A 26108-nucleotide genomic window follows, 5' to 3' on the forward strand; every position below is an offset into this window, starting at 1 on the left:
AAACCGCTAATGAAACATTAGCGGTTTGTTTGATTATATTTTATTTTGTGATGATAATCTTATCTGATTTAACAACTTTGCCGTCAATCATTATTACATAACGATATACGCCGCTATTTAAATCAGAAATACTTAAAATACTTTCAGTTGCGTTGTTGGTAATTGTAATCTGTCTGCTTAACACCTGTCTGCCTATTAAATCATAAATTATGATTGTAGCTTCTGTATTTTTCAAAACACTTTCATCCTTTATACTACTAATATAATTATTTTGTTGATTGACAGAATGATTAAGATGATTTATAAAATTATCATCTTTGGGTTCAATTAGCGGTGGATACCACTCATAGAACCAATCACATTTGGGATAACAAAGATATCCTCTACCCCAAATATCAAATATCATGTGTGGGTCGCACTCTTGCCACTCATCCGGACCCCAAATTGGTGTAATTGTAACATCAGTATTCAAATCTCTGCATACTTCGATTAGCATTGAACAACAATCAGTATCATCGCATTTTTTATGAATCTTAAATTCGTGTGGAATTATTTTGATATCAAAAGAGATAAAACCAGTTGTAGGGTCTCTAATGATTTCAACCGAAATTGTATAATTGAATTGACTTATCCAAGCCCAACATGACCCAATTCCGACCCTCCATGTTAGATCGCAACCAATTGATACAGGTTCAAATCCCATCGGATTTAACTTTATAATTCGATAAACAGCTTCTTTGAACAATACTTCTTCATCACAGAAGTTACATTCAACAGACCAATACCTTATGCCAAATACTTCAAGTTCCTGTTCATCTTCACAATTAACACGCGATCTAAACCATACCTGAATTATACAATTTGGACATATATCTGAAGTATATGTTAGTGAATCTAAATCGTAAGAAATTGCACAAGAAGTATCGCAAGGTAGAGGAATCCAGTCAGGAATTACAATGTTTGAATCACATTGAACGAAATATTCTAAAATGCAGGGATCTGGATCTCCGGGATATCTTAATAAAGTGATTACAGCAACACTCATTTCACCATAACCAATACAACCATCAAATTGTGTAATTGGTTCATCTTCTAAACAATAAGGTTCTTCACCTGCTTCGATACCTTGAAGTGGATTACTGTAATAATAGAATTGAAAACAGTCAAAGTGTTCTGGAATATTTAGATTATGTTGTACATAGCAATCAGTTTCACAAGAATCTGGCATAGGTCCAATTGTCATAGTAAACCAATCTTCCATCTCTTCAGGGCAATCACAAGGACATTTGTAGATTTTATTAATTATACAAGGCTCATTATCGTCTTCATGGCGAAAAAGTGTCAATACAACAACAGTTTCTTCTCCGAATCTCAAACTGTATTGATTTACATAAGTATGAAAGTGATGAATTGACATAATTTCTGAATTTATAATTTCCCCACCAATCAGATTATTTACCACTATCTTAAAGTGTGAGAAACAAGCATCATAAGGAGGAGGAATATCTAAACTTAAATTAATCAAACATACAGTATCTTCGGGGGTTATTGGTTCTTCTTCGTTTCCGAAAGTAAGCCACTCATCAGGATTATATAACATTCCACAATTACAATTTTGAGCTATTGTACAGGGTCGCTTATTCAAAGTGTAAAAAGCCATGTCCTGATCAGAAGTTGTGATTCTCTTATTGCCTGCAAGATAAATCAAATTTTCACTTTGATTGAATTTTATAGTTTCTCCCGTATTCCAATCGGCATCGCTATAAATATAAGCAAGTTTTGTAAGTGTATTTGTAGATGTTAAGTTCGTATTAATTGAACCAACCATTATTGAGTTAGGAGATACAAAAGGTAGCATTATATCAGCGCCATAATAATCAGAACTTTCAATCGCAGTTGTAGTATTACCGGCAAATAAAATTGAATTACATTCATCATCATAATCTAATGAAGTAATAACGCTTGAACCAGTTCCACCAAAATAACTTGAATATGACAGATTATACAAGTTCCCATTAGGCTCAAATACTTGTACAAATGCTTCAAAAGGGTCATAGACAGTTTGAGTAGTACTGTAGGTAGTGTCATAAGCATTTGTAGTCTTTTCTATACCATCAGTTCTTACGGAACCACCAATATGAATTGTTCCATTTTTTACCATGATACATTTTGCACCAATGTGAGAACCCATAATACAATAATCTGGTAGTACCTCACCGGTATATGAATTATATAGTATTTGTAAGTTTTGATTTTCCATTGAATTATATCTTAATTTTGTTATGAAACCCATTTCTGTGTTAATAGGTTTATTTGAGATATATGCTCCATGACTTATATCAAAACTTGAACTTGAACTACAAGTATTACCTGTAATATAAATATAATTATCTTCATCAATATCAATTGCTTCTATTGTTGTACTTCCATCACCACAAAATATTGAAGAGAACATTAAATCATAATGAAAATGGGGATTAAATTCTGGTTCTAAACCCACAATAAAACCAAACCCAGAATAATTGCCAAAAATAGTCTGCGTTGTTATTTCATTTAATTGATAATAAGCTGGATCCTGATCCTTATTAAAAAAAGTACCTGTTATGTAAACTTTTCCACTTGAAGACACCTTAATATCAGGATTACCTGATACATCTACAGCCGTACTAAGATAAGTACTAAATTTTAAATTTCTATCTGTTTTGCCAAATACAGCAAAAAAATTATTTTGAAGTATATTAGATCCATGAATAAAATAAGTATACTCATCAAAAATTGGGTGAAGTAATGGAAAACTTGTTTCATCAGAACCTGTTCTACCAACAATATATATGTAATCATCGTCCACCTCAATTGCTGCAGCACATTCAGTCTCTTCTCCACCGAATAGAGTCATCCAATCATATCCAGTTAAATCAGAGTGTATTTTTCCAATAATAACATCTGTCCCACCGTTAAATGCTCCTGCATTAGGAAATCTCTCATCAAATACATGACCACAGAAATAAATATCACCATTTGCATCCAATACCATATCGTAAAGATATTCAGGACTGCCGGAGTTTGTGATAATATATGATTCAGCCATTGTCAGCGGATCAATTACCAAAACTTTTGACTTATCATATTCACCAATATTCAGTTTTAGTTTATTGCCAGTGAGTACGAAAGATGAATTAACTGTTTGCTTGCTATCGTCAGAATTTTTCTGATAAGCGTACAAACCTTGCTTTACAACTGGCTTCAGACTTGTTTTCATCACAAGTTCACCATTTTCGAGTTTGTTTTCCTGCGCCCCTTTGATTTCAAGTTCGATTTGCGTTGGGTCAGCATAAGGCTGAACAATATAGTCATATCGAACTTCTCCATCATCAAAGTAGTACCGCATGTCAATACCGTCATAAATGCCTTTCAGCATTACTTCTTCGTATTGCATTACTCCGGTTTTGTGTTTGGATTTGTCATTACCAACAAAGTAATTCAGTTTTGTTTTTCCTTCACCGATTTTTTCAAAATCTGGAATTTTAGATTTTTGAAATTCAAGTGCAATTGCATAAGCTTTAATTTCCTTATTTTGCATAGAATTTCTGTCAATTTCACTTGTAGTTTCTACTTCAAACTGCTCAAATACCATTGATTTTTTAGTAATCCAAACTCGGAGCGAGTTACTCTTTGCAAGAAACAGAACATCGGAATCCCATTGTCCCTTATTCTCAATGAATGAATAACTCTGCTTGATGCTGTTTGGATTAATTTCTCCCATAGTAACCTGAGGCAACATGATTATTGCTAATAAATATAAACAAATTGCGGGTAAATAATATTTACCTGGCTGTCCGGCTGTCCGGCTGTCCGGCTGTCCGGCTGTCCGGCTGTCCGGCTTTCCGGCTGTCCGGCTGTCCGGCTTTCCGGCTGTCCGGCTGTCCGGCGGCTCTTCGAGCCGCCTAAAAATAAATTAGAATACATAATAAATACTCCTAAAATTAAAAATAGTGGCACATTATTTGCACCAATTAATCTCTCAACCCACTTAATAAAAAGAACAAAATTCAAAATTGACAGAATCACAACAATAATTTAATAATAAATAATTAATAAAGCAAATTTTGTATAAAAAAATATTTATTTGTTAAACTCCAATAGGATATAATTAGAATATTATATAATACAGTTGAGCAAATTGGTTTAACGGACAATTAAAACATTGCTTTAGTGAAAGTCAAATAAATCATCAAAATACAATTTTTCAATCAAAATGCGTCCTGATTATTTTATATTATTTTGGTAAATGAATGAAATTAGAGCTAATCACAATTGATTTTTGGAATACTTTATTTGATTCAAGCAATGGTATTAAGAGGAATGCAGTTCGTCAGCATGTCTTCGCAGGCGAAATTGCAAAACTCAATGTCACTATTTCACAAGAGGAGTTTCAGAAGGCAGTCGAGGCATCATGGGAATTTTTCAATAATATTTGGATGAATGAGCAAAGAACCCCCGAAACTTATGAAACAATTGAGTATCTATGGAATTTTCTCAAACTTCCCCATAATCCGGATTCAATCAGGGAGCTATCGAAGGCTTTTGCCGAATCAATTCTTGATTACCCTCCACAACCCAATGAAAATGTAGAAACTACCCTAAAAGAACTTAAGAAATCGGGTTATAAAATCGGGCTGATATCCGACACTGGCTTCACACCGGGCACTATACTTAGAAAAGTCATCGAAAATGAAGGGCTTCTTGGTTACTTCGATTCATTCAGCTTCAGCGATGAAACTGGAGTCTCAAAGCCGAATGCCAAAGCATATACTAAAATTCTGAATGAACTTCGTATTAAACCTGAACTTGCACTGCATATCGGCGATATAGAAAAAACTGATGTCAAAGGCGCCAAAAGCATAGGAATGAAGGCAATCCGATTCAGTGGCGATAATACAGCTGTACTGAATAAGGACAATCCCAAAGTTACTGCGGCAGATGCTGAAATTCATAACTGGTCTGAGTTTATGAATGTTTTAAACAAAATTGAAAATAATTAATAAATTATGAAATTTAAATATTTCTTTTTATCACTTTTTATCATATCTTGTATTAAGAACGATAAAGTTCAGATAAATGCAGACGAAATTCATGATATTGTCGTAATAGATTCAAATATTGAAACTGACAGCTTATTTACAATTATCGGTGTTGGTGATATTATGCTCGGAACTAATTTTCCGAGTGAGAAACATCTGCCTCCAAAAGGTTTAAATCTTCTTAAACCAATGTATGACATCATACAATCTGCCGATGTTAGTTTTTGTAATCTCGAAGGTGCTGTTGCTGATTCAGGCGGTAAAGCAAAAACTTGCTCAGACCCAAAAATTTGCTATGCCTTCCGTCAACCTGAATACCTGATGAAAGACCTTAAAGGTGCCGGGTTCGATTTGATTTCAATTGCCAATAACCATATTTTCGATTTCGGATACGATATTGCATTAAATACTGCAAAAGTACTTGATGAATATGGATTTCGCTTTGCAGGTACTGATTTCAAACCTTGGGATACTTTAACAGTCAAAGGAAGGAAAATAGGGTTTGCTGCTTTTGCTCCAAATCCGGGGACAATTAGTATTATTAATTATGACGTTGCAAGAAAAATCATCACACATCTTGATAGCATCTCAGATATTGTGATTGTCAGCTTTCATGGAGGTGCAGAGGGAAAAAAGGCTCTGAATGTAACCCGAGATTATGAAGAATTCTACGGTGATAACAGAGGTAATGTCTATGAATTTGCTCATAATGTAATTGATTTTGGAGCTGACGTAGTCTTTGGGCACGGTCCACATGTTACACGTGCAATTGAAATTTATAAAGACCGGTTTATAGCATATTCGCTTGGAAATTTCTGCACTTATGACAGGTTTAATATCTCAGGATTAAGTGGAATAGCACCGGTTATTAAGCTCAAAGTTGATTCCAATGGAAAATTCGAGGAGGGCGAAATTATCTCAATTAAACAGATCGGCAGAGGTGAGCCGATAATAGATGAAAGTAAAGCAGCACTAAAGGAGCTAATAAGACTTACTAATGAAGATTTCCCGGAAAATAGAATCATTTTTGAAGATATTATTTTCAGAAACAAAGATTAAAAACAAATTTTTAGATTGATTTTTCGTTAAATTCATTTTGAAATATATAAATTGATATAATATGAAAATTATAAGCTGGAATGTAAATGGGATTCGTTCAATAAATGGTCAGAATCCATCGAAGAAGTTTGACAAAATTACAAAAGAAAATAAATTATTTGATTTTATTAATCGTGAAAATCCCGATATTATATGTATTCAGGAAACAAAAGCCGACTTAGAACAGCTAAATGAAGACTTGAAATATCCACCGGGATACTACGGTTTTTATCATTCTTCAAGATCAAAGAAAGGATACAGCGGTGTTGTAACATATTCAAAAATTCAACCTAAAAGTCATAATATTAGTATTGGAATTGAAAAGTTCGATATAGAAGGAAGAATCGTCGAAACAGAATTTGATGAATTTATTTTATTGAATGTATATTTCCCGAATGGCACATCCGGAATGCATCGTGTTGACTATAAGCTTGAATTTTATGACGCACTTTTTAATTATCTCGAACCCCACAGAAAATCCGGGAAAAGATTAATTATATGTGGCGATTACAACACAGCACATCACGAAATTGACCTTGCAAGACCGAAAGAAAATATTGATACATCAGGTTTTATGCCGATTGAACGTGAAAAGCTTGATAAAATAGTAGGGCTTGGATATGTGGATACATTTCGACAGTTCAACAATGAGCCTAATCACTACACATGGTGGAGCAACCGGGCAAGAGCACGTGAGAATAACGTAGGCTGGAGAATTGATTACCACTTTGTTACTGAGAATTTAATGCCACTTGTAACTAATTCTTACCACCTGCCTTCTGAGGAAGGCTCAGACCACTGCCCGATAGTTTTGGAAATAAATTAAGTAATATTTAAAATGAAAATCAACAAATTAGCAATTATAACAATTTCAGTAGTTTTGATTTTGATTATATTACAACTTATAATTGTAAAACATGATAATCCTGAAATCAAAACCGTACCTGATTGGGATTCAGATTATACAAAAGAAACCTTTTATGCCATTTGTGCTGATTGCCACAGCAACGAAACTCGCTGGCAGTGGTACTCTCATATTCCGCCATTTTCTCTAATTATTCATCGTGATGTGAATGAAGGTAGAAAACATTTCAACATTTCCGAGTATGTCCGCGAAGATGGAATAAAATCCGCTTATGAATTTAATAAAGGCGAAATGCCACTATGGATTTATACTATAATTCATTCACATCCTGCTCTCAGTGAGCCCGAAAAAACTAAGTTTTTTAGCGGTTTAGAAGCAACTTTCGGCAAATATGAAAAAAGTAAAATTGATAAAAATATTTACAATCATCCTGAAGATTAGGTGAAGGAATTAAGATACTAAATAATCAGCCCTAAAGTCTTATATTATAAGAAGAAACGATTCATAACGCAAATTTAAATAAAAGCGAAAACCCCACTAATTTTGCAATCAGTGGGGTTTTAAAAATTATAAATTACTGTAAAACCTATTTTCTGTATTTAGATATAAATTCTTCCACTTCAGGAATACCGCCTTGTAAAACAAGATATCCGTTCGATGGCTCACGTTCAGTAATTTCACCATTTACAGGTGTAAGCATAATATTTTTGACTTCTTCGAGGTCAGGAGTCTGCCCTAAAGCCCAGCATAATTTCATAAATGCAACCTCAGGCAGCATATTAGCGGTAGGCACAACACCCAATTCCATCATTTCACGTCCTGTTTCATAAACATACATCTGAACATAACCCCATAGAGTCTGAACCGTCATATATACGGCAACACCGGCATCCTGAGCCCTTTTGAGAGCAGGATAAAGAGGTTTGTTGACATGCCCAAGACCTGTACCGGCAATAACTATACCTTTGTAACCTTTCTCGACCATAGAATCAATCATATCAGGCATCATATTAGGATAATAGTAGACCATTCCGACTCGCTCTTCAAAATATGGCATAAGCTGAAAATCAGTATCCTTTCGGCGACGGCTGTAGTCCTGACGGAGTGGAGTAATTTTTTCGCGATTAATCATTGCAAGTGGAATATCTCCAATTGTTCTGAAAGTAGAGCGATAAGATGAGTGCATCTTCCTGACACGGGTGCCACGATGCAACAAGCCGTAACTATCCGATGTAGGTCCAAACATGCAGACCTGAACTTCAGCAATATCAGATTCAGCTGCAGCCTTAACGCTGTGTATCAAATTCAAAGCTGCATCCGAAGATGGTCGGTCAGAGGAACGCTGAGAGCCAACCATTACGATAGGAACAGGGGAATTCTGTATCATAAATGATAAAATCGCTGCTGTATGATGCATAGTATCGGTTCCATGACCGATTACAATTCCCTGAACTCCGCTTTCTATTTCCTCGGCAATGGCTTTGGCAGTACCGATCCACTGTTCAGGTCCCATATTTTCACTGAATACACCATATAATTTGACAGTTTCGAGATTACAGTAATCAGCAAGTTCGGGCACTGAGCCATATAACTCACCCGGAGAGAATGCCGGAATTACTGCACCTGTCCTGTAGTCAAGGCGACTTGCTATAGTGCCGCCAGTTCCGAAAAGTTTAACTCTTGGTTTACCTTTATCATAAGGAAATTCTTTTTCAGGAATCTTGTAATGAGCTACTTTTCTTCCTTTGATGTTGATTTTAGAAATTTTTTCGGCTCTGATACCAATATTATAACCTGTAGCCATTTTTATAACGAGGTGCTTATCATCAGATGTTTCGGAGCGTGGGAGTATAATACCGGAATAAAAAGAACCGTCATTGGTTTCGACATCTATATCACTCCAGACCAAAGCATTGAACTTCTTGAGCACTTCAAGAGTATTTCCTGAATATCCTTTGAATAATTCTTTCTCGTCCATTACTTTTTCTCCGATTTTAATTTTTCATCAATCATTTTAGCAACAGTCTGACCTTTAGCTCTGCCGCGTAATTCTCTCATCACAAGTCCCATATATACTTCATGCATATTTTCTGGATTGTTGAATTTTAAACGTTTTATTTGAATATATGAAGTACTGACTCTGGTTTTGATTTCCTCCTCCGTACATGGCATCGGGAAAAGTGCATCAATAACTTTACCACTTGTTAGAAAATCTTCAAGAATCAGCTCTGAAGCCTCTACAATAATTCTTTCGTTTTTCAGAGAATTAAATATGGCAGTAAATATTTCCTTATTTAAATTAGCTACTTTGTGTCCGGATCTTTTTAATTTTTTTGGTATTAAAATTAAAATTTTAGCTGCAATTTTACCATCAATACCAAGCTCTCCGGTTGCATAATCAAATACTTCAGCAAATCTTGAAACAGCAAGGTCCGGAATAATATCTTCAGGCACACCGAGTTTACGGTAACGCTCTTCACGTTTCCAGATTTGCTCCGGCATTTGCTCTCTAATCGCAGTTTTTCTCTCTTCTGTAATCGGTACAGGTGGCAGATCGGTATCAGGGTACATTCTTTCCGGTCCGGGTAGGATTCTTTCAAAACCATTTGTTCCGTCCCGAAGTGCCTGACGAGTTTCCGAAGGGATGCCGATTGTGACTTCTTTACACCTGATAATTATTTCACTTGCACCCATATCAGCATCCTGCTCAGGTCCCCATACAACTATTAATGCATCGTCTGAGCTTGCATTCATAGTTTTCTTGAGAGAATTCCATTCGGCTGAAGAAATATTTTCGCCGATGTTATCTGAATGGATAATATTTGGAAGCGTTGTCAAACAAGCAATTACTCTCACTCTGTCTGAAATTTCTCTGGAGAAAAATGTGTCAGTTTGAGTCTGCCATTTTAAATAACCTCCAAAACCTTTTACCAAAACGCAATTTACTTTTCCACCGTTGTGAATGCCATCGCTTATTGGACTGTAATGAGTTTTCCGGAGTAATTTTGTTACATCCTTGAACTCGGCTGAGAATGTATCAGGTGTGATACCTTTTTCAGCAAGAACCTCCCTCAGACGGAGCAAATTCCACTGACGCATAGCTTCGTTATATGTAAGCAGTGGGATACGCTTGATATTAGGAACACCTTTGATTTCAATTCTCGTGCCACCTCTAACAGAAACGTTAACATCTTCCCTACCGGCACCGATACCTGTACGAACTTTTCCGGTTGACCTTACAAGTCTGCGAAGAATATTATTTACTTCAGCAACTTCCTGAGGAGTTTTCATCTCAGGATATGTCACAGTCTCAATCAATGGCATACCAAGTCTGTCTGTGATATAAACACGCTTGTGCCCGACATCACTTACTTCACGACAAGAATCTTCTTCGATTGACATTTGAATCAAATTGATAACTCTATCCTTATACGGAATTTTACCTCCAACACAAGTTATCGCTGTACGTTGAAATCCGGTAGGAATTGAGCCGTCAAGGTACTGCTTACGCGCAATATGCAGCTCATCAACAATAAAACCATTGAAAAGCATACCAACTTCAATAGCAATATCAAGTGCCTGATCGTTAATCAGAAATGGAGGTGTATCATCCATTTCGTAGGTACAGACAGTGTCGTAGTGTATTCTGTAGATAATATCTTTTTTGGTTTTGAATTCCATCAGCGCAGTGCCGTCATACTCACCAAGCTCCGAAAGAGTTGGACGCATGTGTCTTAAAATTTCGGCATTGTAAGAACTTTGGTATTTTCCTGCCGGACAATGACAGAAAAGTTTTTTCTCGGTTAGAAGCTGCTGATGAACTTCAAGACCTGATTTAAAGCCTACTCTTTCATAGTCTTCGGGGGTCATTTCCTCGAAAGGTTTGAAAATAAAATCATATTCAGCCATAATAGACCCTTATAAATATCATTTAAGCAAAATTTCATTCATATACAAAATTAAAAATATTTTTTTGAATATTTAACAAAAAATAAACTCAAAATTACGAAAAATAAATGAATTTTAATGTATAATTAATTAATTAATCCCTATAAATTGGGCATATTCTTCAAAAATGTCAGATTTATTATAGTTTTTCTTAAAATTTTTAAATTCATAAATAAAACCTGTAACTTTTTTGGGAATAAATCAGTCTATATTGCAAGAGTTCAATGACAGTTTTTTTTAATAAATTATTTTCAGGAGAGTGGATGATGACTGAAACTATAAAAAATAAAGAAATAGCACTCCTTAAATACGGAGCAGCTGAGCTTAAAGCTTACTCAGGAAAAGCCACACTAAATGGCTTTGGATCTGCACTCTTATTTTTTGCTGTATTGGCAGCATTATTGGGAATAGTGACTGTAAGCGAATTGAAAGTAAACGAACCTCTTGATTACTTTCCTAAAACTATTGAAACAATTTCAATAAAAGTCAAGCTTCCTGATATAATTCAATCCACAAAACCGCAGGTTTCCGGAGTAGCAAATCCTGAATCCGGCACAATTAAAATTGCTGGAAATTATAAAGGTGTTGATGATAAAATTGCTACTGTAAATATAAGTGATATCGCATTATTTGAAAATACAGGCAATGCATCGGCTACCTTGGGTAATGCTGATAATTACATCAAAACTCTTCCGATTATTGAAGATGTTGCTGTTGTAAAGCAGGAAATTATTGAAACAAAGCCAGCCGAAAAGGAATTCTTTTTTGCTGAAATAGAGCCAAAAGTTAATTTGAACAAACTAAATCAAAGTATTGTATATCCACATTTAGCTAGAAAAGCAAATGTTGAAGGACAAGTTTTAGTTAGTGCATTGATAGGCACTAACGGACAAGTACTGAAAGTGAAGATTGAAGAATCAAGCAATCAACTCTTTAACAATGCAGCAATTGAAGCTGTAAAAACACCCGGCATTTTCACTGCTGCTTTTCAGGACAATATGGCAGTAAATTGCTGGATAACAATACCAATTTCATTCAGATTGAAGTAGTTGCAATATCTAATTAAATTTTTCTAAATATTTCCCATCTTTACGGGATTTGAAATAGTAATCTGGTGTTTTTGCAGCCAGTCTAAGCCGTCAGTTACTGCTTTAGCTGCTGCGATATTTGTAACACACAGAATCTTCTTGTTAAGAGCTGCAGAGCGTATCAGGAGGTCATCCTGATATGCTTTGCGTCCCAAAGGAGTATTAATAACCATCTGAATATTTCCGCTATGGAGCATCTCTATAACATTAGGATTACCCTGGTCAATTTTATGCATCAGATTTACAGGTACACCATTCACATGTAAAATGCTGTAAGTACCTAAAGTAGCGTAAATACCATATCCTAATTTGTGCAATTTTCTTGCAATAGGCACTACAAGCTTTTTATCATAATCATTTACACTTATGAAAATATTGCCCTTTAGCGGTAAATTATGCCCTGCTGAAATTTGTGATTTCACATAAGCTTCTCCGAAAAATTCAGAAGTTCCCATAACTTCACCGGTGGAACGCATTTCAGGACCTAAAACTGTATCAACTCCGGGAAATTTTCCAAACGAAAATACAGGAGATTTTACTGAATAATTATCACTTCCCTGCGATTTCGAAATATTCATTCCCGATAATTTTTCTCCCAACATCGCTTTAATTGCAAGCTCGGTCATCGGAATTCCGGTTGATTTTGATACAAATGGTACAGTTCGGGAGGCACGGGGATTCACCTCAATGAGATATACTTCATTATCTAATACTGCATATTGAATATTCATAAATCCAATAACTTTCAATGACTTTGCAAGTTTATATGTTATTTCTCTTATATTATCACGAATTTGAGGAGTTATCGAATAAGATGGAAGAACAGAACAACTATCCCCCGAATGAACTCCGGCTTCTTCTATGTGTTCCATAATACCGGCAATAATTGTATAATTTCCATCAGAAACAGCATCAACATCAATTTCGATTGCACTTTCAAGGAATTTATCAATCAATACAGGATGATTGTCGCTAACTCTAACTGCCTCATTGAGATAAGTCAAAAATTCATCGTCATTATAGACTATTGCCATACCACGACCGCCAAGCACATAAGAAGGTCTTACGATTACCGGATAACCAATTTCTCTTGCAAATTTGAGAGCTTCATCCTTAGTTATTGCAGAATTTCCTTTTGGATATAAAATATCCTGCTCTTCTAAAATTTCGAGAAGTTTGCCTCTGTCTTCTGCTGCATCTATACTTGTCTGACAAGTACCGAAAATCTTAACTCCATATTCTTCAAGCTTTTTGGATAATTTCAACGGAGTTTGCCCACCAAGCTGCAAGATTACACCTTCGGGCTGCTCTAAATCAATTATATTCATCACATCTTCAAAATAAACCGGCTCGAAATATAATTTGTCAGAGGTATCATAATCCGTGGAAACAGTCTCAGGGTTACAATTAATAAGAATCGTTTCGTATTCTGTACCCTTTAAAACCAATGCTGCCTGCGAGCAGCAGTAATCAAATTCAAGTCCCTGCCCAATTCTGAAAGGACCACCTCCAAGTATTGCAATTTTTTTCTTTTCAGATTTTACTGATTCATTTTCTCTTAGATAAGTAGAATAAAAATAAGGAGTATGTGCCTCAAATTCTCCGGCACATGTATCAACACTTTTGTATGTTGGTAATACTCCAAGATTTTTTCTTAACTCTCTTAAATCAGCGGCATTTTCACCTCTCAACTTAGCAATTTGTTCATCGGAAAAGCCATTTAATTTCAAGATTTTAAGAAAATCAGTTGATAACTCTGCTGAATTTTTAATTTTAAATTCAAAATCAATTATTTGCTGAATATTATCTAAAAACCACTTATCAATTCCGGTAAATTCATTGATTGTATCAATATCGGCACCGAGTTCGAATGCACGCTTGACAAGAAATGGAGTATCAGGAGTTGGCTTTTTGAGTTTTTCAAGTATAGTTTCTATTGAAAAATCGTTAAATTTATCCGATTCAAATCCGGAAGCACCAATTTCAAGTGAACGAAATGCCTTTTGAAATGCTTCGCGGAAATTTGAGCCAATTGCCATAACCTCACCGACTGACTTCATCTGAGTTGTCAAAACCGGCTCAACTTTGAACTTTTCAAAATCCCAGCGTGGTACTTTTACAACGATGTAATCCATCACCGGCTCGAAAGATGCAGGCGTAGTGCGGGTAATATCGTTTGTAATTTCATCAAGAGTGAAACCAACAGCAAGTTTTGCCGCAATTTTTGCAATTGGAAAACCTGTAGCTTTAGAAACCAGAGCTGAACTTCTTGACACACGCGGATTCATCTCAATAACACGCACATCTCCATTTTTGGGATTCACTGCAAACTGAATATTTGAGCCACCTGTTTCGACGCCAATTTCTCTGATTACTGCGATTGAGTAATCTCTAAGTCGTTGATATTCTATATCACTAAGCGTCTGAGCCGGAGCTACTGTTATACTGTCACCTGTATGAACGCCCATTGGGTCAAAATTTTCAATAGAAGCAACAATTATTGCATTATCTTTCTTATCACGAATCACTTCAAATTCAAATTCTTTCCAACCGACAAGTGATTCTTCAACAAGAACCTCGCTTATAGGCGAAAGAGATAACCCATTGATAATTATATTGGTAAACTCTTCCATGTTTGTAGCAATTCCACCACCTGAACCGCCGAGAGTGAGCGAAGGTCTTATTATTATTGGAAATCCAATCTCTCCTTGAAAATCAAGGGCTTCCTTAAGTGAGCTGACAGTTTTTCCTTTAGGAGACTGCAACCCGATATTATCCATCGCCTGCCGGAATAATTCACGCCTTTCAGCTTTTTCTATTGATTGCCTGTTAACACCAAGAAGTTCAATATTATACTTGTCAATTATGCCCTTGTCATATAGTTCTAAGCTGATATTTAGTGCAGTCTGACCACCAACTGTTGGCAAAATTGCATCAATTTTTTCTTTTTGAATTAATTGTTCAATAATATCTGTCGTAATTGGCTCGATATATACCTTGTCTGACAATTGCGGGTCAGTCATTATTGTAGCAGGATTACTGTTAAGCACAACAACGTAATATCCCAAAGACTTAAGCGCCTTCACCGCTTGCGAGCCGGAATAATCAAACTCTCCTGCCTGACCAATAACAATCGGACCTGAGCCGATGACTAAAATTCTATTTATATCAATTCTTTGTGGCATTATTCTTCACTAAATTATAAAAATCATTGAAAACTATATTATTTACATCGTTTGGTCCCGGTGATGCCTCCGGATGAAACTGTACTGAACAAATCGGCAGGGTTTTGTGTTTGATTCCACTAACAGTATTATCGTAAAGGTGTAACCACGTTAAATCCCAATCATTATTGGACTTTAGCGAGTCCATATTAATAGCGTAATTGTGATTTTGTGATGATATATAAACATTTCCGTTATCAATATATTTCACCGGATGATTTCCACCGTGATGCCCGAAAGGAAGTTTATCAATTTCAAGCTCAAAAGCTTTACCAATTAATTGATGTCCAAAGCAAATACCAGTTACAGGAATATTATTTTGAGCAAATTTATTGATAAAATCAATATTTTTTACAATTCGCGGGTCACCCGGTCCGTTTGACAGAAAAATACCATCAAAATCTATATTTTTCAATTTATTATCTAAATCATCGGAGAAAGGAATCAATATAACTTTTGAGAAATATCGCAGTAAATCAATTATGATTGTTCTCTTAATTCCAAAATCTATTGCAGCAATTACAAGATTATTATCTGCATTCCCTGAATATTCACGAATCTCTTTTTCAATTACCGATTCAAACACATTTACATCTGAAATTGAGGGAGAATTTCTCACCATTTCGATAAATTTTTCAGGGTCAAGATGCTCAGTTGTAATTCCGCCCTTAACAGCACCGGAATTACGTATCTGCTTAGTTAATGAGCGGTTATCAAGATTATGAATACCAATTATTCCAGAATTTTCAAGATAAGTGGCAAAATCCATTTTTGAATTAAAATTCGATGGAATATTTGATAGCTCGCGGATAATTACTGCCTCAGCCATAATTTTATCCGATTGCGGATTCTCAACCGTAATCCCATAATTACCAATCAATGGATATGTGAAATTAATAATCTGCCCTTTGTAAGATGGGTCTGTCAGAATTTCTTCATAACCCGTCATCGCAGTATTAAAGACGACTTCGCCAAAAACTGTACCGTTTCCGGCAAAGCAATCGGCAAAATCATAATATCCGTTTTCAAGTGCTAACAGCGACTTTTTTTGCATTTATTTCTTTTTATTTAAATTAATTACTAATAATGGTAAACTAATAAGCAAAGTAACAATTGTTATCCACTGACCAAGCGCAAAGGATTCAGAAGCAAATCTAAGCTCAACTTTTGACGCTCCTTTTGGAATTTCAATAGCACGAAGACTATAATTAGCGCGATGTAATTTAGCCGGCAACCCGTCCACAAATACTTTCCATGCTGGATACCAAATTTCAGAAAGCACTAAAATTGCATTAGTTTCCGGATTCATAATTTCGTATCTCAGGTAATTAGCTTTGTATTCCCTGCAAACTACCTTGGATTTAATTTCTTCATCAGGATTCAGATTAACTTTTACAGCATCCTCAAGAATAACTTCTTTTGTAAAGTCATAATTTCCGCTTTTCATATTATCACTTACGTCTAAAGCATTGAAAATATGAGCTTTATTAACAAGCCATGCGTTTGGAAGTCGGTCAAAATTTTCTTCAAAAAATGGTTGGTTTGTTTGAGAATTAAACTTCAATACATATTTAACATTTAATAAATCGTAAATCTCATCAGCAGTATTAAGAGCTGGATTAACGCGTTGCAAAACAAGAGGGTTATATCCTTCTGTATTCATAAATTTATCAACCATACCCTGATTTCGTTTAGTTGCCATATATGGAGGTGAGTACGAGCGTGTATTGACACGGAAAATATTTTCGGGTGGATTTGACTTAAATGATTCAAGCATTTTTCCATCCATCTGATAAGCAAGTTTAGGGTCTTCTTTGGATTGATTGAAATCGCTCCCTGCAAGATACAAATCCAGAAACAGTACAATTGTAAGAACAGCACCTGCAACAATATAGTTAACTTTATTATTTCCAAACATATAAGCTAATGCTGCTGATATTGAAAAATATAAAAGTCCAAGCAATGCTGAATTCATTGAGCTATCACCTGCATTTCCACTTACAATTGAAATTATTACAAGTAACGCTACAATTCCGATTGATATAAACATATTATTTTTCAATTCATTAAAACTGACTTTTAATAATTTGTCAAATCCGATTCCCGCAAAAATACTAAAAGCAAATACTACATAAATCATCATTCTTGCAGGATTTCTGAATTGTCCGAAAAATGGCAAATTGTAAAATATTCCATGTACGAAGAAATTTGAACCCAAAGCGTGCAAAAATCCAATCGCTGTCATAATAATTAGAAAAAGCGTGAACTTATCTTTGTAAGTGCTTAATAAACCAATAAATCCAAGTAGGACAATCACGATTCCAAAATAAAATGCTGTTTCCCAATAATAGAAATAAGGTGCCTGCTCTCCATTTGCAAGAATAAGATTGAAATTAGTCGGATTTGCAGCATCACCCGTGATTTTTCCAAACTGGTGAGGATTTACAAAATTTGAAATCTGCTTAAATTCAAGAGAACCTTCTGCACTTTTTTCAACGGTCATTTCAGCTCTAATTGACATATCGGCAAGTTCATTTGAGGTCAGAAACTGAATCTGAAATATTCCTAAAGCAACTAAAAATGCAGCTGCACCTGAAACAATTGAAATCACAAATTTACTCTTTTCCGGATTTTTGATATTATTTACTAAGTGCCAAATATAATATAAACCAAGGAAAAATGCCAAATAAAGTGTAGTTTGCGGGTGACCTGAAAGCATTGAAATTCCCAAAATCAGCCCTGCTGCGATACCAAAACGATAATCAGACTCATCGAATGCTCTGATGAAAAACATAAAAACGAGCGGAAACCAAGCAAGGTGATAAACAATCATGGGGTGTATTACATGGCATACCATCATCATTGAAAATGAGTAACCTATTGCACCAATTGCACTTCCCATCTGACTTATATTTTTGCTTCTTAATAGGAAGAAGAAAGTAATCTGTGCGATGAAAAAGTGCATTATAATTACAAACTGTAAGCCCCAAACTGAAAGATGTCCATTTGAATCAATGAAAAATGATAACAAACGATTTAAAGGATAAAAGAAGCCCACCTGCAAATCCGCTAAAAATGGCATACCACTAAAAACATAAGGATTCCAGAAAGGAATAGACCCCTGACTTGCCGCTAAAGCCGCATAAGTTTGTACCGGATAAACATATTCTACGAAATCTTCCCAAAAAAAGGAAGTTCCAAAAAGCTGACCCGCAAAAAAGATTACAGTTGTGAGAAGAAATAATCCGATGAAATAATAATTCGGAAATTCCTTAACCTGAATTTCCTTCGCTTGAGGTGTTTCTTTTTTCAGAGTTTTTTTCATAATTTTTATATTTAAATTTACATTTTTTTAGCAACAAGAACAATTGAAAGCCCGAAAGGAAGCATAACGCTTGGTATCAAACTTTTTTCGAGCATAAATAATTTTGTAAATACATTATTGACAAAATCTGGAACTTCATCAATCGGTGCATCATTTTTCTGTCCGGCACCTGTAATTTTATCAATAAATCGTTTCAAAACAGCGGGTGGAAAAAGAATCGTATTAAAATATGAACTGTACATCACTTTAAATCCGGCATCTCTGAACAACTTTTTGAAACGTGTAACAGTATATCGGCGGTAGTGCATGTGAATTTCATCGTGGTGGCTCCATAACCATTGATAAGCAGGAACGGAAGCAAACATATATCCGCCATTATCAAGCAAATCATACGCTTCTTTTACAACTTTTGCATCATCTTCAATATGCTCAATAACATCAAGCATTGTAATCGCATCAATTTTTCCGTATTGATTTTTGTCGAATTGATTCAGATAGCAATTTTTGAGATTTGTAAGACCACGCTTGCGGGAATAATCAAGTGCAATATCAGATGTGTCAATGCCGATAACATTGCAGTCGCTTTTCAGAAGCGAAGCAAAACCGCCGGTACCACAGCCGACATCAAGCAAATTTAACGTTGGTTTCAGTTCACAAAATGTTCTGACGGTTTTCTCCAAAATCCTGTTTCTGGCTATAAACCACCAGTAGCTGTCTTCTGCTTCAAATTGTGAATGATATACTATTTCTTGCATAATTTATATTATAAAAGTATTTTTCATCTTGACTAAAAAATCTTTGCAATATACAAGAAAAAAAGGGAATAAAAAAATGTAATAAGGATATTCAATAATTTATGAATAGTTTCACAAAATTTAGCGGAGTTTGATTGTCATTTTCAATAATTTTTCTCTCATTTATTTATTCACTAACAATAAAAATTATATCCCTTCATTAAAAATGTACAGATATATTAGTAAGAAACTGGAGAAATCTGTGAAGATGTACGTATTAACGCAAAAAAGATAAGAACTGCAACTTAATTGTATTTGCCGTGTATATCTTATAAAGAATTTTATTAATCAAAAGTTGGAGTTTGAAATGAAAAAGTATTTGACGGTATGTATTTTGTTAATTATACTTATTAACACAAATTTGTATTCTCGGTCCGGGTGGACGTTTTTTAAGTATAATGATTTACCTGTTCCGGGAATATCATTTTGTATTCAGTCTGATTATAATGGTGGTGTTTTTCTTGGTACTACCGGTGGTCTAATGAAACACAATGGTTATGAATGGACTAAAATCTATTATAATGAGCTTAACCCAATGGAAACATATAATAAATTTAACATCCGTCGAATCACTGTTATGGGTGGCAATGTTTGGGCAAGCACAAATGAAGGGCTGATAAAATTTACCGGCTATGATAGCAAGCATTATAATGTATCAAATACTCCTTCTATGTATAATGATAAAATTCGTGGGATTGCACCAGATAAATATGGTAATATTTGGTTTGTAAATCATACATTAGGTATTTTTAAATTGGATAAATCATCGGATACTGTTGTCTATTATTCCATACCGCAATCAACACCACTTCCTTTTTCCCAAGATATTCCAATGTTTTGCGATGCTTATGACAATCTATGGTATTCTTGTGCTGGAAAGTTCGTAAAATTTAGTGAAGGTAATATAAAAATAATTGATGAAACGGAAATTCCTGAACTAAAGAAAGATACTGTTTCCTCAATTCAAATTATGTCAGATAATTCGATAATTGTGTTAATGAAGCGAAGTATTGGAAATTATAAAGATTACAATGGAACAATCACTTATAACGCAATTGACATACCGTCAGGACTTATGAACGATAACGAGTATTTCTCTATGGTAAAAGTGGATTTGGAAGGCAATTGCTGGATATTGTCAAGATTATATGAAGGACAAGGTATTTCATCAAAATATTTTTATAAATATAGTAAAAACAAAGAATGGACAAAATATGAATTCCCAACATTTGAAGGTACAACTCAAAATTTATATGCTTTGACAGATTTTTCAATTGATGAAAAAGGAAAAGTCTGGTTCTCAGACCCATATTTTGGAGTTTTCGTTTTTGATTCAAAAACTACATCAGTTAAAAATGCGATTTCGATGAGTTCAATTAATATTTATCCCAACCCCACAAGTGATTATATTACAATCAGTTTTCAAACAACCGATGTTTTGGAAACATCGGTTGTTTCTAAAGTGCAAATATTCGATATGCTTGGAGTAGAGGTAATGACTGAATCAATTCATCCGATGACTTCGAGTCATCGGATGAATATTTCGCACCTGCCGAGAGGCGTGTATTTCATTCAAATTGGCAATTATTCAGAAAAATTTGTTAAATTGTAATTTTATTGGAAGGAAATATTTATGAAGTTTTTTCTAACTGTTATTATAATATTGAGTTTTGTTCAGTTTTTAAATTCTCAAGTTATATTTGTTGATACTACAATTAGTTATCAAACTATTCAGGGCTGGGAATGTGGCTCATCCACTGTTGCCGTGCAAGGCAAAAATATCGAAACTGATACTAGTTTATCCTATTTTAGAAATGATTTGATAAATATTATTGCTGATTCAATTGGCATAACCCGTATGCGTCTCGAAGTCAGGTCTGGCTCTGAAAACTCTGCTGATAACTGGAGAAAATATATTGATAGTTCCATAAGTTACGATGATTGGCGAGCTATTAGATACGCAACCGTAAATGATAATGACGACCCAGATATTTTGAATATGGATGGTTTCCATTTTTCGGAATTAAAAATTAAGATGAGAAATTCAGTACTACCTTTGCGTGAAAGGTTAAAAGAAAAAGGTGAAAATTTATATATTAATTTATGTTATGTGGCTTTCACTCCACAAATAACTGACGGAGATTTTCACCATAGAGACCCAAGGGAATATGCAGAATTCATTTTAGCTGTGTTTAAATTCATGGATAGTGAATATGGTTTTGTTCCTGATGCAGTCGAAGTAATTTTAGAGCCAGATGTTGCAAAATTTGGGGATGGTAAATTAGTTGGAGAATGTATGGTTGCAGCTGGTGATAAATTAAAGGAAAATGGATATTTTCCAGAGTTTATTGCACCTTCAACTACAAACTTAATCAACGCCAATTCGGAAAATTATATTGGGAAGTTTCTTAAAGTACCGAGAGTATTTGAATATTGGAAAGAATTTTCATATCATGCTTATACAGGAAGAGTGGATTCTAACCTTACAAAAATAGCCGATCTTGCAAAAGCAAACAATGTAAGGACTTCTATGCTTGAATGGTGGACTAATGGCAATACTTATGAAACATTGCATAAAGATCTAACTTTAGGAAACAATTCAGCTTTTCAGCATTATTCGCCATTATGTATTCCTTTTGGAGTTGATTATACAGGGCTTACTAAAATAGTTTTTAATAGTCAGGATGATTACAGAATCATTATTCATGATAATGTCAAATATATTCTCCAATATTTTAAAAATATTAGACCCAGAGCAGTTAGGAAACATGCCATTAGTAATAATAGTATTCTAAATCCTGTAGTTTTCAAAAATACAAATGGTAATTACGTTGCTATTGTTACATCGCAAGGTAAATCAGATATTAATATAGTTGGCTTACCACGAGGAGAGTATGAGCTGATTTATACAACCGGATGGGGGAATAATCCTCCAACAAACTATATGGTCAGCAAGCCAAATCAAATAATCAACGAAAATGATACTTTAAAAACAAATATTTCTGACAGAGGACTAATTGTGATAAAGCAAATAGATAAAATTTCACATGTAGATAATATTGAAGTTTTTAATAGAATATTAATCTCTCCCAATCCCGCATCGGAATATATTGATATTTCAGGACTTATAAACCCCACGCTTAAGCATGGGGTTGATGAGCGAGGCGTTGATGAAGTAGCAGGAGAAATCAAAATCTATAATACCTTCGGTGAATTATTTATGTCCCTCAACCCAGCCCTCTCCCATGAGGAGAGGGAGATAAGAATTGATATTTCTCTCCTGCCAATCGGCATATATTTCATTCAAATTGGAAATTATTCAGCAAAATTTATGGTGATAAAATGAAATTTATACTAATTCTGAAAATAATTTTAATTGCTGTAACGCAGATTACTTTTGCACAAACTTGGAATAAAGCAATCAAAATCACATTAGGTGAAGAGGAGAAGGTTTTTATATACACTGAAGACAGATGTGATGTTCTTGACTTGCCCGATGTGTATGCACATCCTATAAGAACACCTGACGGTATAATGCTTGTTTCAGGCAATGCTCCTGACAATTATTTTATGTTTGGTGAAGATTTTAATTCACTCAAACGCAGTTGCGAGCCGGTTTTTGTTTCCGGAGATAAATGGTCTGCTGATGCATTTCGTCATCAAGAGTGGATTACATCAGTTTATAGCGAAGATGGTATAACAATACATGCCTTAGTTCACAATGAATATCACGACCCTTTTGCAGAAAACTGCAAACCCGGAGTTACCGACCCCTCAAATCCATGTTGGTATAATTTCATTAGTTATGCAAAATCTACAGATGGAGGCAGAACCTTTGTTCAGCCGGAAAGTCCTAATCATCTTGTAGCTATGATACCTTTTAAATGGAATGCTAATGCTGTTGAACGTGGTGCACCTCCCCCCCATGGCTACTTTGAGCCAAGTAATATTGTCAAGCATAATGGACATTATTATAGCTTGATGTTTGCGATTCTCTCTAATACAAATGCCGGCATAAGAGGTACTTGTATTATGAGAACCGATGATATATCCAATCCCGGCTCGTGGCGCATCTGGGACGGAAGCGACTTCAATATACCCTTGGTTAATCCATATACCAATCCTCCTGCAGATTCAAGCAAGTTTTTACCTGAATTTATAAGCCATAGAACTATCAGAGATTTGCGTGGCAGTTTGACGTGGAATACCTATTTAAATCAATTTATACTTGTCGGAGCCGGAGTTCATAAGGTTGACGGTATTGAGACATGCGGGTTTTTCCTTTCTCGTTCAGATGATTTAATCAATTGGACTCAGCCACAGTTAATCCGCGAAACAATTTTGGGTTGGCAACACTGTAACAGGCAAACTCCAGATCAAGCCGCTCGAAACATAGTTCAAGAAGCATATCCCTCGCTAATTGACCATGATGCACCGGATATTAGTTTTGCATATTCTGATTCAACTGCATACCTGTACTTTATGCAGAATATGGATAATTGGAAGCAAGGCGGTTGGGGATTGCGTCGCGATTTAGTAAGAATCCCTATTACTATTCAAAAAATTGAGCCAATCAGTGTAACAGAAGAATATTTTAATAATTTTCAATTCAAAGTAACTCCTAACCCCGCAAGGGATTATATTGAAATTATTCAACCTTCGGAAGGTTCTGTAGTAAAAATCTACAATACTTTAGGCGAAATAGTAATGGAATTGCCTGATGTAGCACATCTCGGAGATGTGGCACATTTTAAACGCATTGATATATCGTATTTACCAGCTGGTTTATATTTCATTAAATTCGGAAATTATTCACAAATATTTATGGTGATAAGATGAGAAATCATGATTTAAAACAAAAATTGAAGGACTTATATATGAACAGAACACTTTTTATGTTAACTTTGAGCATTTTTCTGAGTATTAATGGAGTTTGCTCTGCACAAATCGGAAATCGGAATTGTACCCATAGTCAACTCCATATTAATCCAATTACTGATGATCATATAAAACATGTAGAATTTTTAATTGACTCCTTAAATGCGGCAGGAGTTTTTAAAATGCACAAATCTTTAGGAAATACAACCGACAATGTGAAATTTGAATTTCCCTTGAGCTTTACGCCCGATACCGCAAATGGTATTTATTCAGCTTATATTAGAACCGGAGGTGGTTTTTTTGACCATGACCAAACAAGTGGACTGCTTGATTATATGGGAGGTACTCACACATACGATGGTCATAAAGGTACTGATTGGTCATTATCTCCTTTTAGATGGCATACAATGGACAATAATCTTGTGAGTGTTGTAGCAGCTGCACCCGGAGTAATTGTAACAAAGATTGATGGAAACTACGATCGTGTATGTTCTTGGAAGGATAGTCTCCGAGAAGGTTGGAATGGTATAATAATACAGCACTCTGATGGTACGAAAGCTTGGTATATTCATTTCAAGAAAAACTCATTAACATCAAAGAATGTAGGTGATTATGTTGAAACAGGTGAATATCTTGGCATTGTTGGCTCCTCGGGGATGTCCGGCGGACCACATTTGCATTTTCAAGTGATGACAGCAAATAATAAAGCAGTTGATCCATTCTTAGGTCCTTCTAATCCAGACATTACTGAAAGTATGTGGGTGGAACAACCTCATTACATTGACAAAGGGATGAACAGGTTGTTGATTGGTTCATCAGCACCGATTATTCAGCCTTGTCCTGAACCAGAAATATTAAATGAAAAACGCAATTTTATTTCAGGTGATTCTATTACTTTATCGTTTTATCACAGATTTTCACTTCAGGATGATTTTACTTGTAGGATTCGCAAGCCCGATGGTACTATTTGGGATGAAATTAATGGGACTGCTCGAGCCGTCAGCACTTGGAATAAGAAATTGCCGAATGATGCTCCAATTGGTGTATGGCATTACGAAGTAGAATCTAATTCAACTATTTACAGTTTGACTTTTAATGTAGGTAATACTTATGCATTGCCTGAAAAAGTAGTTTTGCTTTCACCCATTGATGAAACTATTATCAAAAAAAGTGAGGTTAAATTTCTTTGGCACGAAAGCAAACCTGATGTAACTAATTATCGAATTGAATTAAATGAAAACGATTTTGTGTGGCTCTCCGATTCAACTTTAACAGATACAACCTTAATACTCAATAATTTTAAATTAGGAACAGAGTTTTTTTGGCGTGTTAAAGCGAAGAATTCATACGGATGGGGCGATTGGAGCGAACTTTGGAAATTTTCGATTGATGATAATACAAGTGTGAATGAGAATGAATACTATTCCGTGAAATTTTTCTTTTCCCCCAATCCCGCAGAAGAATATGTTGAAATTATTCAACCTTCCGTAGGTTTCGAACCTTCGGAAGGTTCAGAAATAAGGATATATAATGTATTGGGTGAATTGGTAATGACAGATTCAATTCATCCGATGTCTAAAAGTCATCGGATGAATGTTGAACATTTGCCTGCAGGAGTGTATTTCGTGAATATTGTAGGTTGCAATGGAGCTTGCTCCATTATAGAGAAGTTTGTGAAGCTTTAGAAAAGGTACATTCTTTAAAAAAAGGAAAGCAATTATTTATTTTATATGACGTTTATTCAAAAATAATTAAGAATATTTTAATGAGTAGATATAAAAAAATATATATTAGCATTTTATCGGGA

The 26108-nt window shown here is 35.0% G+C and carries 17 protein-coding genes; 9 read left to right on the top strand and 8 right to left on the bottom strand.

Features of this window, described 5'->3' with window-relative positions; translation table 11 throughout:
* Positions 1-40 precede the first annotated feature (40 nt).
* Positions 41-3781, bottom strand: a complete 3741-nt coding sequence (locus KF896_04180) for a T9SS type A sorting domain-containing protein (GenBank protein ID MBX3042895.1) — start codon at positions 3779-3781, stop codon at positions 41-43.
* 8 nt (positions 3782-3789) lie between these two features.
* On the bottom strand, positions 3790-3966 hold the full coding sequence (locus tag KF896_04185; GenBank protein ID MBX3042896.1) for a hypothetical protein: 177 nt from the start codon (positions 3964-3966) through the stop codon (positions 3790-3792).
* A 326-nt stretch (positions 3967-4292) separates the two neighbouring features.
* Here KF896_04185 and KF896_04190 point away from each other — a divergent pair, with 326 nt between their 5' ends.
* From KF896_04190 to KF896_04205, 4 genes are all read left to right on the top strand, one after another.
* A complete protein-coding gene (locus KF896_04190; GenBank protein MBX3042897.1) occupies positions 4293-5042 on the top strand; it encodes an HAD family hydrolase in 750 nt (249 codons plus the stop codon).
* A gap of 6 nt (positions 5043-5048) precedes the next feature.
* Positions 5049-6140 (top strand): CapA family protein, encoded by a 1092-nt coding sequence (locus KF896_04195; protein MBX3042898.1) that lies wholly within the window; start codon positions 5049-5051, stop codon positions 6138-6140.
* Positions 6141-6201: 61 nt separating this feature from the next.
* Positions 6202-7005 (top strand): exodeoxyribonuclease III, encoded by an 804-nt coding sequence (xth, locus tag KF896_04200; protein ID MBX3042899.1) that lies wholly within the window; start codon positions 6202-6204, stop codon positions 7003-7005.
* A gap of 12 nt (positions 7006-7017) precedes the next feature.
* The gene (locus KF896_04205) at positions 7018-7485 is read left to right on the top strand and encodes a heme-binding domain-containing protein (GenBank protein ID MBX3042900.1); all 468 of its coding nucleotides are present in this window, start codon (positions 7018-7020) and stop codon (positions 7483-7485) included.
* Between the two features lie 145 nt (positions 7486-7630).
* Here the strand turns inward: KF896_04205 and gatD are convergent, their stop codons facing one another.
* Together gatD and gatE are read right to left on the bottom strand one after the other, a co-directional pair.
* The gene (gene gatD, locus KF896_04210; protein MBX3042901.1) at positions 7631-9022 is read right to left on the bottom strand and encodes a Glu-tRNA(Gln) amidotransferase subunit GatD; all 1392 of its coding nucleotides are present in this window, start codon (positions 9020-9022) and stop codon (positions 7631-7633) included.
* Positions 9022-10953 (bottom strand): Glu-tRNA(Gln) amidotransferase subunit GatE, encoded by a 1932-nt coding sequence (gene gatE, locus KF896_04215; GenBank protein ID MBX3042902.1) that lies wholly within the window; start codon positions 10951-10953, stop codon positions 9022-9024. The genes gatD and gatE overlap by 1 nt, the downstream gene beginning before the upstream one ends.
* Before the next feature lie 305 nt (positions 10954-11258).
* On the opposite strand from gatE, the gene KF896_04220 reads away from it, so the two are divergent.
* Positions 11259-12041: an energy transducer TonB gene (locus tag KF896_04220; protein MBX3042903.1), complete on the top strand. Its 783-nt coding sequence runs from the start codon at positions 11259-11261 to the stop codon at positions 12039-12041.
* A 23-nt stretch (positions 12042-12064) separates the two neighbouring features.
* On the opposite strand, the gene carB is transcribed toward KF896_04220, so the two are convergent.
* From carB to KF896_04240, 4 genes are read right to left on the bottom strand one after another with little or no spacing between them, the layout of a single operon-like run.
* Positions 12065-15265: a carbamoyl-phosphate synthase large subunit gene (gene carB, locus KF896_04225; GenBank protein ID MBX3042904.1), complete on the bottom strand. Its 3201-nt coding sequence runs from the start codon at positions 15263-15265 to the stop codon at positions 12065-12067.
* Positions 15249-16358, bottom strand: coding sequence for a glutamine-hydrolyzing carbamoyl-phosphate synthase small subunit (gene carA / locus KF896_04230; GenBank protein ID MBX3042905.1), 1110 nt, complete (start codon positions 16356-16358; stop codon positions 15249-15251). Before carA ends, carB begins: the two co-directional genes overlap by 17 nt.
* The gene (locus tag KF896_04235) at positions 16359-18629 is read right to left on the bottom strand and encodes a hypothetical protein (GenBank protein ID MBX3042906.1); all 2271 of its coding nucleotides are present in this window, start codon (positions 18627-18629) and stop codon (positions 16359-16361) included.
* Positions 18630-18646: 17 nt separating this feature from the next.
* Entirely contained in the window at positions 18647-19384 is a 738-nt protein-coding gene (locus KF896_04240) for a class I SAM-dependent methyltransferase (GenBank protein MBX3042907.1), read from the bottom strand.
* A gap of 346 nt (positions 19385-19730) precedes the next feature.
* Here KF896_04240 and KF896_04245 point away from each other — a divergent pair, with 346 nt between their 5' ends.
* The 4 genes from KF896_04245 to KF896_04260 are packed head-to-tail and all read left to right on the top strand — an operon-like array spanning position 19731 to position 25986.
* On the top strand, positions 19731-21035 hold the full coding sequence (locus KF896_04245) for a T9SS type A sorting domain-containing protein (GenBank protein ID MBX3042908.1): 1305 nt from the start codon (positions 19731-19733) through the stop codon (positions 21033-21035).
* Positions 21036-21056: 21 nt separating this feature from the next.
* Positions 21057-22769 (top strand): hypothetical protein, encoded by a 1713-nt coding sequence (locus KF896_04250; GenBank protein MBX3042909.1) that lies wholly within the window; start codon positions 21057-21059, stop codon positions 22767-22769.
* Entirely contained in the window at positions 22766-24262 is a 1497-nt protein-coding gene (locus KF896_04255; protein MBX3042910.1) for a T9SS type A sorting domain-containing protein, read from the top strand. Before KF896_04250 ends, KF896_04255 begins: the two co-directional genes overlap by 4 nt.
* On the top strand, positions 24259-25986 hold the full coding sequence (locus tag KF896_04260) for a peptidoglycan DD-metalloendopeptidase family protein (protein ID MBX3042911.1): 1728 nt from the start codon (positions 24259-24261) through the stop codon (positions 25984-25986). Before KF896_04255 ends, KF896_04260 begins: the two co-directional genes overlap by 4 nt.
* Positions 25987-26108: the final 122 nt, after the last annotated feature.

The sequence above is a fragment of the Ignavibacteriota bacterium genome, assembly GCA_019637995.1.
Lineage (GTDB): Bacteria > Bacteroidota > Ignavibacteria > Kapaibacteriales > UBA2268 > JANJTB01.

Excerpts from the sequence above, each read along its gene's own strand:
- KF896_04180 (MBX3042895.1), bottom strand. The coding sequence starts at position 3,781 with ATGTTGCCTCAGGTTACTATGGGAGAAATTAATCCAAACAGCATCAAG.
- KF896_04185 (MBX3042896.1), bottom strand. The coding sequence starts at position 3,966 with ATGTATTCTAATTTATTTTTAGGCGGCTCGAAGAGCCGCCGGACAGCC.
- KF896_04190 (MBX3042897.1), top strand. The coding sequence starts at position 4,293 with ATGAAATTAGAGCTAATCACAATTGATTTTTGGAATACTTTATTTGAT.
- KF896_04195 (MBX3042898.1), top strand. The coding sequence starts at position 5,049 with ATGAAATTTAAATATTTCTTTTTATCACTTTTTATCATATCTTGTATT.
- xth (MBX3042899.1), top strand. The coding sequence starts at position 6,202 with ATGAAAATTATAAGCTGGAATGTAAATGGGATTCGTTCAATAAATGGT.
- KF896_04205 (MBX3042900.1), top strand. The coding sequence starts at position 7,018 with ATGAAAATCAACAAATTAGCAATTATAACAATTTCAGTAGTTTTGATT.
- gatD (MBX3042901.1), bottom strand. The coding sequence starts at position 9,022 with ATGGACGAGAAAGAATTATTCAAAGGATATTCAGGAAATACTCTTGAA.
- gatE (MBX3042902.1), bottom strand. The coding sequence starts at position 10,953 with ATGGCTGAATATGATTTTATTTTCAAACCTTTCGAGGAAATGACCCCC.
- KF896_04220 (MBX3042903.1), top strand. The coding sequence starts at position 11,259 with ATGACTGAAACTATAAAAAATAAAGAAATAGCACTCCTTAAATACGGA.
- carB (MBX3042904.1), bottom strand. The coding sequence starts at position 15,265 with ATGCCACAAAGAATTGATATAAATAGAATTTTAGTCATCGGCTCAGGT.
- carA (MBX3042905.1), bottom strand. The coding sequence starts at position 16,358 with ATGCAAAAAAAGTCGCTGTTAGCACTTGAAAACGGATATTATGATTTT.
- KF896_04235 (MBX3042906.1), bottom strand. The coding sequence starts at position 18,629 with ATGAAAAAAACTCTGAAAAAAGAAACACCTCAAGCGAAGGAAATTCAG.
- KF896_04240 (MBX3042907.1), bottom strand. The coding sequence starts at position 19,384 with ATGCAAGAAATAGTATATCATTCACAATTTGAAGCAGAAGACAGCTAC.
- KF896_04245 (MBX3042908.1), top strand. The coding sequence starts at position 19,731 with ATGAAAAAGTATTTGACGGTATGTATTTTGTTAATTATACTTATTAAC.
- KF896_04250 (MBX3042909.1), top strand. The coding sequence starts at position 21,057 with ATGAAGTTTTTTCTAACTGTTATTATAATATTGAGTTTTGTTCAGTTT.
- KF896_04255 (MBX3042910.1), top strand. The coding sequence starts at position 22,766 with ATGAAATTTATACTAATTCTGAAAATAATTTTAATTGCTGTAACGCAG.
- KF896_04260 (MBX3042911.1), top strand. The coding sequence starts at position 24,259 with ATGAGAAATCATGATTTAAAACAAAAATTGAAGGACTTATATATGAAC.